This is a genomic window from Chitinophaga barathri (genome assembly GCF_003807585.1).
GTDB classification, from domain to species: domain Bacteria; phylum Bacteroidota; class Bacteroidia; order Chitinophagales; family Chitinophagaceae; genus Chitinophaga; species Chitinophaga barathri.
Genome location: NZ_RMBX01000014.1, coordinates 29708 through 46395, shown reverse-complemented (window position 1 = coordinate 46395; position 16688 = coordinate 29708). Strand labels below are relative to the sequence as shown.

Annotated in this window: 10 protein-coding genes; 3 read left to right on the top strand and 7 right to left on the bottom strand. The window is 53.9% G+C overall.

Annotated features, from left to right (window positions below; translation table 11 throughout):
- Nucleotide 1: 1 nt before the first annotated feature.
- From ppk1 to EG028_RS22930, 3 genes are read left to right on the top strand one after another with little or no spacing between them, the layout of a single operon-like run.
- Nucleotides 2-2002, top strand: coding sequence for a polyphosphate kinase 1 (ppk1, locus tag EG028_RS22940; RefSeq protein WP_241559208.1), 2001 nt, complete (start codon nt 2-4; stop codon nt 2000-2002).
- Nucleotides 2002-2508, top strand: a complete 507-nt coding sequence (locus EG028_RS22935) for a DUF4442 domain-containing protein (RefSeq protein ID WP_241559209.1) — start codon at nt 2002-2004, stop codon at nt 2506-2508. The genes ppk1 and EG028_RS22935 overlap by 1 nt, the downstream gene beginning before the upstream one ends.
- Nucleotides 2505-3908, top strand: a complete 1404-nt coding sequence (locus EG028_RS22930) for an MBL fold metallo-hydrolase RNA specificity domain-containing protein (RefSeq protein WP_120518823.1) — start codon at nt 2505-2507, stop codon at nt 3906-3908. Before EG028_RS22935 ends, EG028_RS22930 begins: the two co-directional genes overlap by 4 nt.
- Here EG028_RS22930 and EG028_RS22925 read toward each other — a convergent pair.
- The 7 genes from EG028_RS22925 to EG028_RS22895 all read right to left on the bottom strand — a co-directional run bounded on the left by EG028_RS22925 (nt 3905) and on the right by EG028_RS22895 (nt 16603).
- Entirely contained in the window at nt 3905-7000 is a 3096-nt protein-coding gene (locus tag EG028_RS22925) for a ligand-binding sensor domain-containing protein (RefSeq protein ID WP_120518824.1), read from the bottom strand. The genes EG028_RS22930 and EG028_RS22925 overlap by 4 nt on opposite strands.
- Nucleotides 7001-7053: 53 nt before the next feature.
- Nucleotides 7054-7911 (bottom strand): SMP-30/gluconolactonase/LRE family protein, encoded by an 858-nt coding sequence (locus tag EG028_RS22920; RefSeq protein ID WP_241559210.1) that lies wholly within the window; start codon nt 7909-7911, stop codon nt 7054-7056.
- A 282-nt stretch (nt 7912-8193) separates the two neighbouring features.
- Nucleotides 8194-10251: a heavy metal translocating P-type ATPase gene (locus tag EG028_RS22915; RefSeq protein WP_120518826.1), complete on the bottom strand. Its 2058-nt coding sequence runs from the start codon at nt 10249-10251 to the stop codon at nt 8194-8196.
- 129 nt (nt 10252-10380) lie between these two features.
- Nucleotides 10381-12132: an ATP-binding response regulator gene (locus EG028_RS22910; protein WP_120518827.1), complete on the bottom strand. Its 1752-nt coding sequence runs from the start codon at nt 12130-12132 to the stop codon at nt 10381-10383.
- Nucleotides 12133-12345: 213 nt separating this feature from the next.
- Nucleotides 12346-13026: an ankyrin repeat domain-containing protein gene (locus tag EG028_RS22905; RefSeq protein ID WP_120518828.1), complete on the bottom strand. Its 681-nt coding sequence runs from the start codon at nt 13024-13026 to the stop codon at nt 12346-12348.
- 42 nt (nt 13027-13068) lie between these two features.
- A complete protein-coding gene (locus EG028_RS22900; protein WP_120518829.1) occupies nt 13069-13941 on the bottom strand; it encodes an AraC family transcriptional regulator in 873 nt (290 codons plus the stop codon).
- A 31-nt stretch (nt 13942-13972) separates the two neighbouring features.
- Complete coding sequence (locus EG028_RS22895) at nt 13973-16603, bottom strand: gliding motility-associated C-terminal domain-containing protein (protein ID WP_120518830.1); 2631 nt, start codon at nt 16601-16603, stop codon at nt 13973-13975.
- Between the last annotated feature and the right edge of the window lie 85 nt (nt 16604-16688).

Sequence of the window (16688 nt, the reverse complement as noted above, 5' to 3'; positions counted from 1 at the left end):
TTTGCAAAAGAACGATATACCACTGAACGACCGGGACCTTAGCTGGCTTTCCTTTAACCACCGCGTGCTGGGCATGGCGGCGGACCCGCAGGTGCCCTTATTTGAACGCGTACGTTTCCTGTCCATCTTCTCTTCCAACCTCGATGAATTTTTCAGGGTGAGAATGCCCGCGCTGATGGCGCTGCATCATATCGAGGAAGCGGACACCGCCGTGCTGCCCACCGTGCAGGAAGAGCTTAAAAAACAATTGCAGGAATTCGGGCAAACGCTCACCAAACAATTGTTGCCCGCCCTCAAAGCGGAAGGCGTGCACCTGTATTACGGCGAAGAAATAGACGCGGCAAATAAAAAACCGGTCAAGGATTATTTTTACAATACCGTACTGGGTTTTCTTCAACCGTTGACGCTGGAGCTGGATAAGCCCGTGGAAATGTTCCTGGAAAACAATGCGCTGTACCTCATCGTATGCCTCGAAGATGGCAGGCACGGCATCGTAAACATCCCGTCTTCCAATCTACCCCGCTTCCTCCGCCTGCCGGATAAACAGATCGTCTTCCTGGACGACGTGATCCGGGAGCACCTGGATTTCCTCTTCCCGCACAAAAAAGTCACCGGCTGTTACAGCATCAAAGTGACCCGGGACGCGGAAATTGATGTGGAAGAATTCAGCGGGCATCTTTTGGACAAGGTGGAGGATATGCTGATAAAAAGACAGCTGGGCGTGCCCACGCGTTTCCTGTACGATGCCCGTATGCCGGACGAACTGCGCGATTCCCTCGCTGCGTATTTCCGCATTGCGAACGTGGAGCTGGCTGCCGGAGGCAGGTATCACAACCTCAAAGACCTCGCGGAGCTGCCCATGCAATCCGGCAATTCCGCCTGCGCATACCCGCCCATGCCCGCCGCGCCCGTGGCTCCACTGGAAGGAGATGGCAGCCTGCTGGATACCATCAAACAAAAGGATGTGCTGCTGCATGTGCCTTACCAGAAATACGATTACATCGTCCGGTACTTTAACGAGGCCGCCACCGACCCTGATGTGAAGGAGATCTACGTGACGCTGTACCGTGTGGCTTCCGGCTCGCAGATCGTGCATGCGCTGATCAGCGCGGCGAAAAACGGTAAACAGGTGACGGTGATGGTGGAGCTGAAGGCCCGTTTTGACGAAGCGAATAACATCCGCTGGGCCAAACGGATGAAAGAAGCCGGCGTAAAAATATTATACAGCATCCCCGGTTTGAAAGTCCACGCCAAAGTAGCGCTGGTAAAACGGAAACGCGGTTTTCACTGGGATCATATCGGCCTGCTGGCAACGGGTAATTTCAACGAAAGCACCGCGCGTTTTTATACGGATCATATCCTGCTCACCGCCCACAAGGGCATCACGCAGGAACTGGAATTATTGTTCGTATACATGCAGACCGGCATAACACCTACCCGGTACAACTTCATGCATTTTGAAGACCTGCTGGTGGCGCAGTTCAACCTGGTGGACCGCTTTACCGCCATGATCCGCCGCGAAGCGGAAAACGCCCGTAAAGGCCTGCCCGCGCGCATCGTGATAAAACTCAACAATCTCCAGGAAAAACAAATGATCGCGGAGCTGTATGCTGCCGCCGATGCCGGGGTGGAGATAGACCTGATCGTGCGCAGCATCTGCTGCATCGTGCCCCGCAAGGGCATACGCCTGCGCCGGATCGTGGACCGTTACCTGGAACATGCGAGGATATTCATTTTCCACAACAACGGGGAAGAAGAAGTATACATGGGCTCCGCGGACTGGATGAACCGCAACCTGCACCGGCGGATAGAGGTCTGTTTCCCGGTATACGACCCCGTTTACCGCCAGCAGGTAAAAGATATCATCAATATTCAGCTCGCGGATAACACAAATGCCGTAATATTGGATGCGCAAATACGGAATATTCCCGTTACAAGGGAGCCCGGCGAGCCGGCCGTAAATGCGCAGAAAGGCATTTACGCCTATGTACATCAACGTTAATGACCCTGCATATGGCCACACCCTCTTCCACAGAACGGTTTATCGCAAAAGTGAACAACCGGTTCAAATTCTCCCTGTTCCTGCTGTACAAACTGCCCAGCGCATGGATGGCCGGTGTGCGTGTGCGTTCAATGACCGCTGAAACCTGCACCACGGTAGTGCCCTACCGCTGGCTTTCCCAGAATCCCTTCCGCTCCACTTATTTTGCCTGCCTGGCCATGGCCGCGGAAATGAGCAGCGGCGTGCTGGCCATGGCGCATGCGGATGCCGCACCAGCCAAAGTATCCATGCTGGTGACGGGAATGGAAGGGCTCTTTCTCAAAAAAGCCAAAAACAAAACTTATTTCACCTGCAACGCGGGCAATGATATCCTGAATGCAATTCATCAGACGGTGCAGACCGGGGAATCTTCGGCGCTGACCATTTCCGTGGCCGGCGTTTCGGAAGACGGTACGGAGATCGCCCGTTTTATGATCACCTGGAGCTTTAAAAAAATTTCATCATGAAGATAACATTTCACGGCGCGGCGCGTACGGTGACAGGTTCCAAACACTTGGTCACATTGAAGAACGGAAAAAAGATCTTACTGGATTGTGGTATGTATCAGGGTATGGGCAAAGAGACGGTGCCGCTGAACCTTGACTTTGGATTTGATCCGAATGAAGTGGATGTGATGATCCTTTCACATGCGCACATAGACCACTCCGGCCTGGTGCCCCGCCTTTCCAAACTGGGCTACCGCGGCAAGATCTATTGCACGCCTGCTTCCCGCGACCTCACCGAGATACTTTTACTGGATTCCGCGGAGATACAGGAAGACGATATCAAATACGTCAACAAAAAGAATGCCCGCGAAGGCAAACCGTATATAGAGCCGCTGTACCGCATCGAAGACGCGAAACGCGCCATTGATCAGCTGCATCCCGTGCCTTACGGCAAGTGGTTTAAGATCGACAAGGATGTGGAAGTACTGTTCACGGACGCGGGCCACATCATTGGCAGCGCCTGCGTGCACCTGCGTATCACGGAAGACGGCAAGGCAAGACAGATCACCTTCAGCGGCGACATCGGCCGTTATGGCGACGCCATCCTGAAATCACCCGAAGTATTCCCGCAGGCGGATTACATCATCATGGAATCCACTTATGGCGCCAGCCTTCACGAAGACATTGCGCCCACAGATGATGTGCTGCTGAAATACATTCACGATACCTGCGTAGGAAAAAGAGGTAAACTGATCATCCCCGCATTCAGCGTGGGCCGTACACAGGAATTGCTTTATACGCTCAACCGCGCGCAGCTGGCAGGCAAGCTCCCGCATGTGGACCTGTTTGTAGACAGCCCGCTGTCGCTGGAAGCCACGGAAGTGACCCGGCTGCATCCGGAGTGTTTTAATAAAAAAGTGCAGAAGATACTGGAAGTGGATGATGACCCGTTTAGCTTCCCCGGTATGAAATATATCAAAACCGTGGATGAATCCAAGATGCTGAACTTCCGGAAAGAGCCCTGCGTGATCATCTCCGCATCAGGCATGGCCGAAGCGGGCAGGGTGAAACACCATATTGCGAACAACATCGACCAGGAGCGGAACACCATCCTGATCGTAGGATATTGCGAGCCGCAATCCCTTGGCGGGCGCCTCATGCGCGGCGCGAAGGAAGTATCCATTTATGGCGAAAGGCACGAGGTGAAAGCCGAAGTAGGCGTGATCCGCTCTATGAGCGCACACGGCGATTATGAAGATATGAGCCAGTGGCTCGCCTGCCAGGACCCGCAGCAGGTTAAAAAATTATTCCTGGTACATGGGGAATATGAAGTGCAGACCGTCTTTAAAGACTGGCTGGTGAAAAAAGGATTCGGTGACGTAGAGATCCCTGAAAGACATTCGGAAGCAGGCCTCGGCTAATCTTCCAGCAGCGGGAACCAAAGGTTCACCCTGGTGCCGCTGGCATTTCCATTCGTTTCCTTCAGGTCCTCGATATCAAAGGAAGCATCCATATTGAACCGGCTGTTGTATATCTGCAGCCGGTCTTTTGTTATCTGCACGCCCCTCGAAATATGCGTGGGATGGCTTTGTTGTTTCAGCGTGGTGGCGGCGTCGCGGCCGATGCCGTTATCTTCAATGATACAAAGTATCTGGTCGCCGCGGCGGATAAATTCTATGGTCAGCAGCCCCCTTTCATTTTTATGCTGAAGCCCGTGCCAGATTGCGTTTTCCACGAACGGCTGGATCACCATGGCGGGTATTTCCAGGAAGTCTTTTTCGAGTTTGGGGTCCACCATGATGCGGTAATCGAAACGCTCGGAGAGGCGCAGGCGCTCCAGCTCCAGGTAGTTTTCCAGCATATCCGTTTCGCGGGTGATGGAGATGCTGTTCAGCTGCGAATGGTCCAGCACGTTGCGGATCAGCCTTGCAAAGCGGCTCAGGTAGGCCAGCGCCTGTTCCGTTTCATTTTTCATCATGAACGTCTGGATGGAGTTCAGCGCATTGAAAATAAAATGCGGGTTCATCTGCGCCCGCAGGGCTTTCATTTCAAGCTGCGCCAGCTCTTCCCGGAAAGCCGCGCGGCTTTTGGCTTCTTTCCTTACGAGGTACATCCTCACCCTGAAATATCCGTACACCAGCGATAGGATCACGAGCACAAACAGCAGGCGGAACCACCACGTCTGCCAGAAGGCAGGCAGCACATTGATGTACAGCGACGTGACGTTGCGGGAAAACACGCCGGCCATATTCATGCCCTTCACCCTGAAAATGTATTCGCCGGGCGGAAGGTTCGTATACCTTGCCACCAGCAGGTTTCCCGCATGTATCCAGTCTTTGTCCAGGCCTTCCAGCTTGTAGTAGTACTGTGTTTTTTCCGCGTGGTATTGCAGGGATTTAAATTCGATGCCGATATAATTCTGGTGATGCGTCAGTTTGAGCGGCGTGCGGGGATTCAGCGCGGAATCCACGTTCACCGGGTGATTGAGTACCCTGAAATCCAGTATGCTGACGTCAGGGGGCGGCGGTTTTACCTCCAGCCTGAATGCGGAAAATGCCACGGCATGGTCCGAAGCGCCCACGAGCAGCCGCCCGTCCTGGAGAAAAACAATGTTGCGGCGTACTTTCCTGGAATTGTCGATGATGTCGTCGTTTTGTACAAACGAGGACAGTGCGCGGGTTTTCCCATTGAGCCTGTAAAAACCGAAGGGTGTGGCGAACCATGTATCGTCATTGCCTGCCGCCTGCATGCTGAGTATCCATTCGTCAAACAACTGGTCGTTGATGGTCTGGGCTTCCCAGAAGTTGCCCCGGTGATTATAAAAAAAGATGCCATGATCAGTACCTGCTATGAGCACACTGTCCGAATAAGGTAGCAGCGCGGTGACGTTGCGCACGGTATCCGTGCCGTGGCGGAACATGATCTGCCTGTCCAGCTTTCCGGAGGGCCTGTGAAGCCGTAATATGCCGCCGTTGCTGGATGCGAGCCAGAGATAGTCGCCCTGTGGTACAACGCCGATCACGGATGTATTGCGGTGAATGTATTCCTGTAGTTTGTAACCCGTCACTTCACCGGAGTGCATATTCCAGCGCACGATGCCGAGTTTGTAAAGACCTACCCACACGAGGGAGTCGTTTTCCGGCCATATACAGAGCACTGTCTGGTCGCTGAAGCCGGGAGGATGATAATGTTTAAAGCGGCGGCTGGCCGGGTTAAATTCGGAGATATACCCGTTTTCCTGCCCGATAAGGATAGATCCGTTTTGCCGCTCGGCAAAACTCCATACCTGCGAACGTTCTTCCGGAATGCCGGAGCCGTCCGCCTTATGGGTGTAATGCGCTTTCATCCGCAGGTCCGGTCCCAGCCAGGCAAAACCCTTGCCCCAGTACCCGATGAACACATCGCCGTTGCGCGTGGTTTGGATGCCGGTCACTTCGGACTGGGGGAGGGGGCGGTTGCGGTAATCCAGCCGGGTGAAAGACTGGTTGTGCAGGCTCATGATATTCACGCCGCGGTCCGTACCTACCCAAAGGTGGCCGTCCCGGTCGGTAAGCAGGCAGTTAGTCTCATAATCGTAATGAAGGCCGAGAGGGTCCTTGTTATTGCCGGGGAGCTGGAGGTTGAACCCGCTTTTTTCGTTGTACCGGTGAAGGCCGCCATGCTCCATCGCGATCCATATTTCTTCGTGGATGTCTTCCGTGATATCGTACACCTGGTCGTTTTCGCCCTTTTTATACGGGAATGCGAATGTGTGGAGGCGGTTGGTATCCGGGTGCCAGGCATACAGCTCGTTGAGGCCCCGGGAGGCTATCCACAACCGCTGGCGGTGATCTTCGAATATTTTTTTGGCACTGGTAGGGATGTTCAGCACTTCCAGGCCTTCGGGGTTGTTGTGCTGACTGAATACTTCCTTCCGGTTTTTGGGGATCATGTACATTTCGTGGATACCGCTTATCCACAGCCTGCCGGAAGCATCTTCAAGAATGGCGCTCCGCATCCTGTTGCGCAGGCTGTCCGGTATGCCGGGAGCTTTGCGGAACAGGTGGTTTTTGGCGTCCAACCGGAGGAGGCCCGCGCCGGTGGTAAGCCAGAGCACCCCGTTGTGATCCTGCAAAAAGGCATGGCAGCGGAGATCGCCGGGGCTCATAATGCCGGGCTCCAGCGGCACGGTGGTCACTTTGGCGGTCACGGGGTCGTACACGCGTATATTGTCCGGGGTGCCCATCCAGATGCGGCCCTGGTGGTCTTCGAACAGTGCAATGTCTTCGTAATAAATGGAGCCGGGCAGCCGGTCGAAGTTGGAAATGGTGAGGAAGTTTTCACCGTCAAACCGCTGGAGGGCGGTGCTGGCGATCCAGATAAAGCCTTTTTTGTCCTGTAGAATAGCGGATACGTGGTTGCCGGCCAAACCATCTTCCATGTCCAGGTGGGAAAAGGTATAGGCGTGCTCGGGCTGTTGCGCTACCGCGCTTAATCCGAAAAATATGGCTGCCAGCAGATGTATAACTCTCATTCAGGTATAAGCAACTTCCGGGCGGGCGGATTGCCGGCCCGGAAGGTGTAAAGTTACTTCGTTACGTTCAACTGGTAAGCGGAAACATTGTTACCAAAGAAGGTCGGCACGTACACGATCTTCTTTTTGGCATCATAGCCGATGTCCGCGGACTGGAGCTTGTTCGCCTGCGTGTCCAGCACTTTGGTGGCAGTACCGGTTTTGATGTTTACGTAAAACACCTCGCCCTGCCAGCAGGAAACAATGTATTCATCGCCCTGGACATGTTCGATGCCGTCCGTACCGCGGGTCACGTCCGCCAGTTTGGTGAGTTTGCCGTCTTTTCCCGCACGGAATACCGCGCCGGCATCCAGCACCAGCAGGCCGTCAGCACGGTAAAGTACACCGTTGGGGCCTTTCAGGCCGTTGGTGGCGCTGTCCAGCAGTACGGCGGATTTGCCGTTGATGAGGGTGTGCACTTTTTTCCTTTTGGAATCGGTGACGTACACCGTGCCTTTCGGGTCCACGCTGAGGTCGTTCAGGTTGAGCGCGTCCGGAATGGCGTGCCTGGTGACGATAGCGCCCTTGGCGATGTCTATTTCCACTACCTGGCTCATATCCGCAACATACAGGCGATTGCCGTGAATGCCCATGCCTTTGGGTGAATTCAGGCCGTCCACCCAATGCAGGGAGGTGATCTTGCCATCAGGGCTCATTTTGGAAATAAAGCCCTGGCCGTCGTTAGCCCATGGCTGGCCGTCGATATTGGCGACGAAGAGCACATTACTTTTGGCATCGAAATAAACGGATTCGGGCACGCGGAGCGTGGTGTCTGTTGTCCATTTTTTCTCTAAAGAGGCCGATTGGGCGGAAACGCGCATAAGTGGAAGGGCTGCGCATGAAAGACAAAGGATAGCAGCTGTAAATTTCATAACTGGTTAAGATTAGGTCTTAAATTTAATAAATCCCGCCGGTATTAATGAAATAAGAAAAGCCGGCTTCTGGAGCCGGCTATGCCAATGTTGTTCTGTTGTTTTTCAAAAAGTGAAGCGTTCAAACTGATATTATTTTAACCAAACCGTGGAGCTTATACGAACCTTATACGATCGATATAGGATCGATATAGGATAGATATAGGAGAGAATGGTGAAAAAAGTACCGGAAAGGTGTCAGGGCTGCTGTAAATAATCCGGGGGAACATCCGTATCGTTCTTTTACTCTTTGATCTTCAGCAATCCCGCATTAATCGCCACCACCACCGTGCTCACGCTCATCAATACGGCGCCGGCCGCAGGGCTCAGCAAGATGCCCATGCCGCTCAGCACGCCCGCCGCCAGCGGAAGGGCCACCACGTTGTAACCTGTGGCCCAGGCCAGGTTCTGTACCATTTTACGGTAGGTGGCCTTGCCGAAAAGCACCAGGTTCACCACATCTTTAGGATTGCTGTTCACCAGCACAATGTCCGCCGTTTCGGCCGCTACGTCGCTGCCGGAGCCCACGGCAATGCCCACATCCGCCCGGGCGAGGGCAGGGGCGTCGTTCACCCCGTCTCCGGTCATGGCCACATATTCACCGGCTTTCTGCAACGCTTCTATTTTTTCAAGTTTCTGGTGGGGCAGCACTTCGGCGAAATACTGGTCCATGCCCAGGGTTTTGCTCACGCTTTCCGCCACCACTTTGTTGTCGCCGGTGAGCAGCACGGTTTTGATGTTTTGTTCGCGCAGCGTGCGGATGGCGTCCGCGGATTCAGGCCGGAGCTTGTCGGAGAGGGCGATGTAGCCGATCACCGCCTCATTTTGCAGTACGTATACCAGTGTTTCTCCCACCCGAATGTCCATCGGCTGCGACTGCAAAGCATTCGGGCTTACGATGGACACGGTCTGGCCGTTCACCGTGGCGGTAATGCCTTTGCCCGTAATGGCTGTTACATTGGAAGCTTTTTCAGCGGTCAGTTCCATTTCTTTTACTTTCTGCACAATGCCCGTGGCAATGGGATGTTCGGAGCTTTGCTCCAGCGCATAAGCAAGGCGGAGGATATCATCATCTTTAAAATTTTTATCCAAAGCCCCGTACCGCACCACGGCAAACTGGCCAACGGTGAGCGTACCGGTCTTGTCGAATACGAGGGTGCTGATTTTGCGGGCGTTCTCAAAGGCCGTGCGGTTTTTGATCAAAAGGCCATGCCTTGCCGCCAGCGCGGTGGATTTGGCCACTACCAGCGGGATGGCCAGCCCGAGCGCGTGCGGGCAGCAGATCACGATCACTGTCACCATTCTTTCGATGGCGAAAGCAAGGGTACTGCCTGAAAAATACCAGGCTGCAAAGGTGGCGAGCCCCGCCACGATCGCGATCAGCGTGAGCCAGCGGGCCGCTTTATCCGCCAGCAATTGGGTATGCGATTTGGATTGCTGCGCGTCGTTCACCAGTTTGATCACCTGCGAGAGATAAGACTCCGCGCTGTTGTGCGTCACTTTTATCCGTAATGCGCCGTTGCCGTTGATGGACCCGGCGATCACTTTGTCCCCTTCGTGTTTCTCCACCGGCCGCGATTCCCCCGTGAGCATGGATTCGTTCACGGCGCTTTCTCCTTCGGTCACCAGCCCGTCCGCGGCGATCTTCTCGCCTGGTTTCACGAGGATGATGTCCTCTTTTTTTAATGAACCAGTCTCCACTTCCATCACATGATCGCCATGCACAAGGTGGGCGGTGGAGGGCATCAGTTTTACCAGCAACTCCAGCTCCCTGGAGGCGCCGGCCACGGAAGTCATCTCTATCCAGTGGCCCAGCAGCATGATGAGTATCAGTGTGGCCAGTTCCCAGAAAAAGTCCATTCCTTCCAGGCCGAATACCGTAGCGGCGCTGTAGATGTACGCCACGGCAATGGCAAAACCGATCAACGTCATCATACCGGGATTGCGGGTTTTCATCTCGTCCGTGAATCCTTTGAGGAAAGGCCAGCCGCCGTATATGAATATGATGCTGGACAAAATAAAAAGCAGCCATTTGGATCCGGGGAAACCCCAGTCCACCTGCAGCCAGTGTTGTATCATGGGGCTCAGGAGCAGCACGGGCACCGTGAGCACGAGCGTCACATAAAAACGTTTTTTGAAATCCCCGATCATGGCGTGGTGGTCATGACCGGCATGGCCATGAGCGGGATTGGAATGGTTTCCATGACCGGCGTGGGTTTCGTGGCCCTTATGTGTTGCGTGTGCCTGTGGTGTCTGGGAAGGCTGCTGTCCTGTTGGGTGATGGCCGTGTGAATGATCCATTGTTGCTGTCGTTAGGTGATTAAAAATGAAACAGGTATACACGCGGGAATGTTCAAAATCCTTACCAAATAAGGGTTTTGGACGAATTATGTAACAGAAAACAGGAATTATATAAAAAGAAGGGAAGGCTTATTCAGCGGTGTGATTGACCAGCATGGTGCTGTTCAGGTGTTTGTCCAGTAGCTGACGCAGGGCGGTGAATTCGATGGGTTTGATCACGTAATCGGCGGCGCCTTCGCGGATGAACAGGTCCGCCGTTTCGGTAAAGGCGTCGCCGGAGGCGATGATGACGGGGATATTCCTGAGCTCTTCATCCTGTTTGAGATGATAGAGCATTTCGCGGCCGTTCATTTTGGGCATGTGCGAATCGAGGATGATGAGGTGGGGCGTTTCCTGCCTGGCGAGGTCGAGGCCTTCCACGCCATTGTTTGCAAGGGCTACGGTAGCGCCGTTGTTTTGCAGGAAGTTCCGCAGGATGGCCTGGTTCATTTTATCGTCTTCCACCACCAGGATAATTTTACCGGCAAACTGCCGCGGTATGGGCGCCGAGCGCAGCGGCGCCGGCGTATGGCGGCTTACGATATCTTTTGCGGGAAACGCGACGGTGAATGTGGTGCTGATGCCCGCCAGTGTGTCCACGGTAATGCCGCCGTCCAGCAGCTCCGCGAAATGTCTGGAGATGTGCAGGCCAAGGCCTGTGCCTTCCATAAAAGAGCTCCTGTCCGCTTCCAGGCTATGGTAGATTGTTTTCAGCTTGTCGCTCTCCACACCGCCGCCCTGGTCTGTAATGCTGATGTACCACTTATCTTCCCGCACGCCGCAGTCGATCGTGATCACGCTTTGGTTGCGGGTGTATTTGATAGCGTTCAGCAACAGGTTGTTCACGATCTGTGATAGTTTGGTATCGTCCGTAAAAACGAGATCGGGCATATCCGTAAAGGTGAGTTTGATCTCTACGGCTTTGGTAATGGCCACATATTCATACACGCCGGTGATGCCCTGCAGCAGGTGACGGATATGCACATGTTTACGGTTCACCGCATCCAGCTGCCCTGCTTCGATGCGGGAAAGTTCCAGCACATTGTTGATGATATCTTTTACGTTAAAAGTCGCCACGTACAGGTTATCCACCAGCGCGGGCAGGGATTCTTCGCTCCGGCCGTTCTTCAGGTCCAGCCGCATCAGCTGTACGATCCCGAAAATAGCGTTCAGCGGGTTCCTGATCTCATGGCTCGTTTCCTGCAGGAATATCTTTCTTGACTTATTGGCTTTTTCCAGTTCCTTCGATCTTTCTTTTAAAGCGGCCAGCAGGCTGTTCGCCGTGTTTTTATAAAACAGGATACACACCGTGTTGATGGTGAGGATAAATGCGATGCATACCCAGCGGATAAAAAAAGTAACGTTATGCGAAAATTCGATGGGTTTGATGATATTACTGTAGTAGAAAAACTCGGTGACGAATAAACCGCCCAGCGTAATACAAAAACAGATCAGGATAGATTTCCGTTTGTTAAACACCAGGTAGGTGGCGCTGATCATAAACAGCAGTGCCAGCACTACTTCCACCTGCGTTCCCAGCAGCACCCCGAAATACACCACGCACATGGCATGATAGCTGATCATGCAGATGCCGGCGGTTTCGTGTTTTTTAAGATGATTGAGATAAATGATGAAGAAAAAACCAAGCCCTTCGATGATGGCGGGAATAAGTATCTGTAGTTTGTGCGTGATCAGCCAGAAGATAAACCCAAAAACAATGGCCAGTACACCCGTAGTAAGGCATAGCGCGTTGTTGATGCGTATTCTCTGCTTTTTTTCATCGGTGAGGTCGTCGTGCGTACCTGTTGCGATGATGGAAGCGATGAGCGAAAATACTTTCATGTTTTGGTTATTCTGCACTGAACGTCATCAAATGATTTAGTGGGGCTTTGGGTTCATACGGCTGCTTTTATAAATTTACGCATAAGAGCCGTTCTCTCAAAATGAGAATTTCTATACAAACTAGTTTGTTGTCTATAATATACGAAAAAAGGCTGCTCTCAGGGAGCAACCTTTTTCTTCTTTCCTACGCCAATCTGTCAACACTATACTTTCTTATTTCGCACCGGCTTCTTCCAGCAGGCGGATGATCTCTTTCTGGCCTTTGTGGCGTGCATGGGTTAATGGCGTAACCCCATCTTTATCAGCGATATTTACATTAGCTCCTGCCGCAATCAGCATCTTCACTACCGCGATATGGCGCTCGCTGCCGGTGCCGAGGATGATCGCTTCCAGCAGGCCTGTCCAGCCAAGGCGGTTGATATGGTCCACCGGGAATTTCGGGTCGCTCAGCAGGGCGGCCACCGTTTCCACATGCCCGTGCTCACAGGCAGGGATCAACGCGGAGCCGCCATAGCGGTTGTATACGGTGTAATCCGCGCCGGCTTTCATACACATTTGTACGATGGCTGTAAAACCCTCCGCGCCTGCATAGAGGAACGGCGAGTTGAGGATCTTGTCCTGCGCGTTCACATTAGCGCCTGCCTCGATCAGCAGCCTGGCCACTGCGGTATGATTGCGGTAAACGGCCGCCATCAGCGGCGTCCTTCCTTCATTGTCACGGGTTTCTTTGTCCGCGCCGGCGGCGAGCGCCCGCTGAACGGCTGTAGTGTCGTTTGCTGTGGCGGCGGCCAGCAGTTTTTTATCCGCGTTCGTCTCTTTCATCGTCAAATCCTTTTTTTGTTGCGCGCATGCGGGTGTAACGCCCAGCATGAGTATGATAAGGAGCTGTTTCATATCAGTGTAAAATTAAGGATGAGGTACGAAGGAAAGGGGCGCTTATTGTGCGGATCCGGGTACTTTCTGAATGTGTTGGCGGAAAGCCACCGGCGTTTCGCCGGTATAACGGCGGAAAAAACGGGAGAAGTAGGAAGTGTCTGAAAAGCCCAGTTCAAAAGCGATCTCTTTCACATCCTGCCCGGTGAGTGTGAGCAGGCGTTTGGCTTCGAGCAGTACGCGCTGGCGGATGCAGCTGCCGGCGGTGATGCCTGTTTCTTTTTTGCAGACGATGTTAAGATATTGCGGCGTTACGTGTAGTTTGTCCGCATAAAATTCAACCGTCGCATTTTCCCTGTAATGTTTTTCGAGCAGCTCCAGGAATTGTTTTACCATGCGGCGCAGGGGCACCTGGTTATCTGAGGGATGTTTGACGTCATAATATCTTTCCAGTAGCGCCAGCAAGGTTTTCAGGCGGTGCGTGATGATGCGCACGGAGAGCCAGTCTGCAAGGGCATATTCTTTTTCGATGTTTTCCAGTTCCTGCATAACCGTTTCAAACTGCGGCGCGGAAAGTTGCAGGAACGGAGAAGCGGAGAAAGAAAAGAAAGGCCATTGCTGCGGCCCGTCCGACAGGAATTCGGGGCCGAACATCAGCTGGAAGCCGGTAGTGCGCGGATGCAGCTCCCAGCTGTGCGCCTGCCCCGGTGCAAGAAAACAAACGGAGCGGGGCGTCACTTTGTAAGTGGTGAAATCGATGGTATGGGTGCCGCCGCCTTTTTCGACGACCAGCAGCATGAAGAAGTTGTGTTTGTGCGCCTGCGGAAGGCTGGCCTTTCCCTGCTGCTCATGCCTGAAGAGGCTGAATACTTCAGCTTTCAGCGGTGTGCAGATGTCTGTAATGCCAATAACGGGCAGGTTATTTTTCTGGCGCATACCACGAAAGTAAGGATTTAAGGCATGCGGCTCAGCGGATGAGGGTGGCGGTGCCGGTGAGGAAAAAATCCAGGCCGAGATAATCGACTGCTTTCACTTGCCATACATACACACCGGTGGATTGCGGTGTGCCGTTGATGCGCCCGTCCCAGCCAATGCCGTTTGCAGTGCCCGTGAATACCATCTGCCCCCAGCGGTTGTATATGGAGAAATATTTGATCTCTTTGATGCCCACCCCGATCGGCCGGAGGTAATCGTTCGTACCGTCTCCATTGGGCGTGAAAGCGGTAGGTACAAATACCTGCGGCATCGTGTTGTACACTTTCACATTGATAAAAGCGGAATCCGTGCAACCGGCCTGGTCCTGCACATATACCTTGTATTGTATGGCGGGTGTGGGTGAGCTGAAGGTAATAACAGGATTGGGAATAAAAGGATTCGATAACCCGGCCGCGGGCGACCAGGTATAGTTCTGCCCGCCGGAAGCATTCAGCTGCAAAGGCTGGCCGAGCACAACGGCGGTATCCCTGCCCACTGACGCATTTACCTGCGGCAATACCACCACCAGTACAGTATCTCTCGACGGTTTGGGGCATCCGCGTGTATCCATGGCCGTGAATATATAGGCGGTGGTAACGGGGGGGCGCACCAGGGGATCGAGTGTGCGGGGCAGCACAGGGCTCCAGGTGTAGGAGCTGCCGTCTGTACTGGCATGCAGCGTGGCGAAGGTATCAAAACAGATCACGGTATCGGCACCGGCGAAGGCGCTCGGGTATGGAACGGTGTTTACGTTGATATCATCCGTGGCGGTGCAGTTGCTGATGGATGCCGTGACCGTGTAAAGGGTATTGCCGGTGGGCGTGGCCAGCGGGTTTTTTGTGCCGGCGTTACTGAGGCTGGCGGCTGGCGTCCAGGTATAACGGAGGCCGTCCGAGGCGGGCCGCAATGTGATGGCGTCTCCCAGGCAGATGACGGTATCCGTGGGCAGGGAAAGGCTTACACGGTTTACGGCGCGTATCATCACGGAATCGCGGTTCAGGCATCCGTCATAGTTGAGGTCCACGTAATATTTCGTATCTGTGGTTACGTTCACACTGGGCGTGGGCGTATTGGCCCCGGTCATGTTCACGGTCGGGCTCCAGGTGAAAACGCCCAGGCCTCCGGCCTGTAATTGCAGGGGATCGGGCGGGCAGATGAGCGTGTCGCGGAAGGAGAGAAGGATAGGCGGTTTGTCCAGTATCTCCACCGTCTGGAACAGGGTGTCTTTACATCCCACAGTGTTATGCGTGATAAGCCTTACGCTTTTCGGGCCGGTGGCAGTGTAGGTGTATGAAGGATGTTGCGCGGGCGAAAAATCGACTTGTGTGCCTACGTCGCCAAAGTCCCAGTCCCAGAAATTGACGGTGCCGAATACGGTGGTGGTCTCATCGCGGAAAAGAACAGGCTTGCTGATGCAGGCGCCCGCCGATGAAAAACGCGGTTCAAAGCCGGGGTATACGAGGGCTAATGATTCGGTGGAATCGGGGCACTGCATGCCGCGGTTAGTCGTGAGTTTCACGGTATAGGTGCCCGGAGCGGGGAATGTATAATCCGCCACCTGCTGGGAGGAGTTGTATACCACCGCTCCCGCATTGTTCCGGAATTCCCAGTTCCAGGATGCGATCAGGGGACTATTGCTTTGATTCGCCACGGTGAGCCGCTGGGTATTGCCGCAAAGCATGTATTCCGGTAGTAATGAGGCCGCCGCTATGGTACAACCGGTGATATTGAGTTGAAGGTCTTTCCGCTGTACTGCAATGGCTACGCCGTTCCTTATTTCCTGCACGCAAACGGTGACCACGTAAATGCCCACACCGGGCGCAATACCGGAGATCATGCCCGTGGAAGGGTTGATGGTCACACGGCTGCCCAAAGGGCTGCTGCCCGCGAAGCCTGAGCCGTAAGGCAGGGAATAATAGGGAGGGCCTACAACGGGCTGGCTCGTCTGCCCTCCGCCGCCCCCACCGCCACCGCCTCCCCCTCCGCCGGAATAACCAACGGTCTGGTAGGCCTCGCAGAAATAATATCTCAGTTCATCGCCGTCCGGATCTACCGCGGCGAAGCTGTAATTGAATGAATTCTCCGCGCAGATGGTCACCAGGTCGCTGCCGGTGAAATGTGCGCTGCCATTGGAAGGGGCTGATATGAGCGGTCTTGAGCCGGGGATCTCGGCAGTGTAGGTAGCGCCTATGCGGCCATAACCGGGGTCGAGATTCGTGATGCCATCCACGCGGTTCGTCACCTGCGAGGTGAGCAGGTAACCGTCCGCGGATACCGGCAGTGTCACATCAAATTCCCAATACCCCACATAAAAACAGATCAGCGGAGGCCGTGTGATACATGGGTCCGTACTGGTGGCGCTCAGCTCTTCTTCCCGGGTAAGCGGCACCTGTTCGTCCCGTATACGCTCTCCCGTTATACGGTTGAACACGCCGATATAGATAGGGTTGTAAAAATTCCTGTTGGCCGTAAAACAGCTTCTGAATTGTTTCAGTGTAACGTGATAGGTATTCATCCCCCCCGAAGAGCTACGCAGGACATAATACATCTCCCCGCCGGTGATATGATCGGCTTTAAGGGTGAGAAATGACCCCATGAAAAGGAGCAACAAAATGTGCCTCATTCAGATGTATTTGAGCTGACTAGGGATACGTAAATGCTCATGTACCGGTTGCTCCGGCCCGCAAATGTTAGGTTGGATGGTGCAT

Coding starts and splice junctions, on each gene's coding strand:
- EG028_RS22910 (WP_120518827.1), bottom strand. CDS start 12,132: ATGAAAGTATTTTCGCTCATCGCTTCCATCATCGCAACAGGTACGCAC.
- EG028_RS22895 (WP_120518830.1), bottom strand. CDS start 16,603: ATGAGGCACATTTTGTTGCTCCTTTTCATGGGGTCATTTCTCACCCTT.
- EG028_RS22900 (WP_120518829.1), bottom strand. CDS start 13,941: ATGCGCCAGAAAAATAACCTGCCCGTTATTGGCATTACAGACATCTGC.
- EG028_RS22925 (WP_120518824.1), bottom strand. CDS start 7,000: ATGAGAGTTATACATCTGCTGGCAGCCATATTTTTCGGATTAAGCGCG.
- EG028_RS22935 (WP_241559209.1), top strand. CDS start 2,002: ATGACCCTGCATATGGCCACACCCTCTTCCACAGAACGGTTTATCGCA.
- EG028_RS22905 (WP_120518828.1), bottom strand. CDS start 13,026: ATGAAACAGCTCCTTATCATACTCATGCTGGGCGTTACACCCGCATGC.
- EG028_RS22930 (WP_120518823.1), top strand. CDS start 2,505: ATGAAGATAACATTTCACGGCGCGGCGCGTACGGTGACAGGTTCCAAA.
- EG028_RS22920 (WP_241559210.1), bottom strand. CDS start 7,911: ATGAAATTTACAGCTGCTATCCTTTGTCTTTCATGCGCAGCCCTTCCA.
- EG028_RS22915 (WP_120518826.1), bottom strand. CDS start 10,251: ATGGATCATTCACACGGCCATCACCCAACAGGACAGCAGCCTTCCCAG.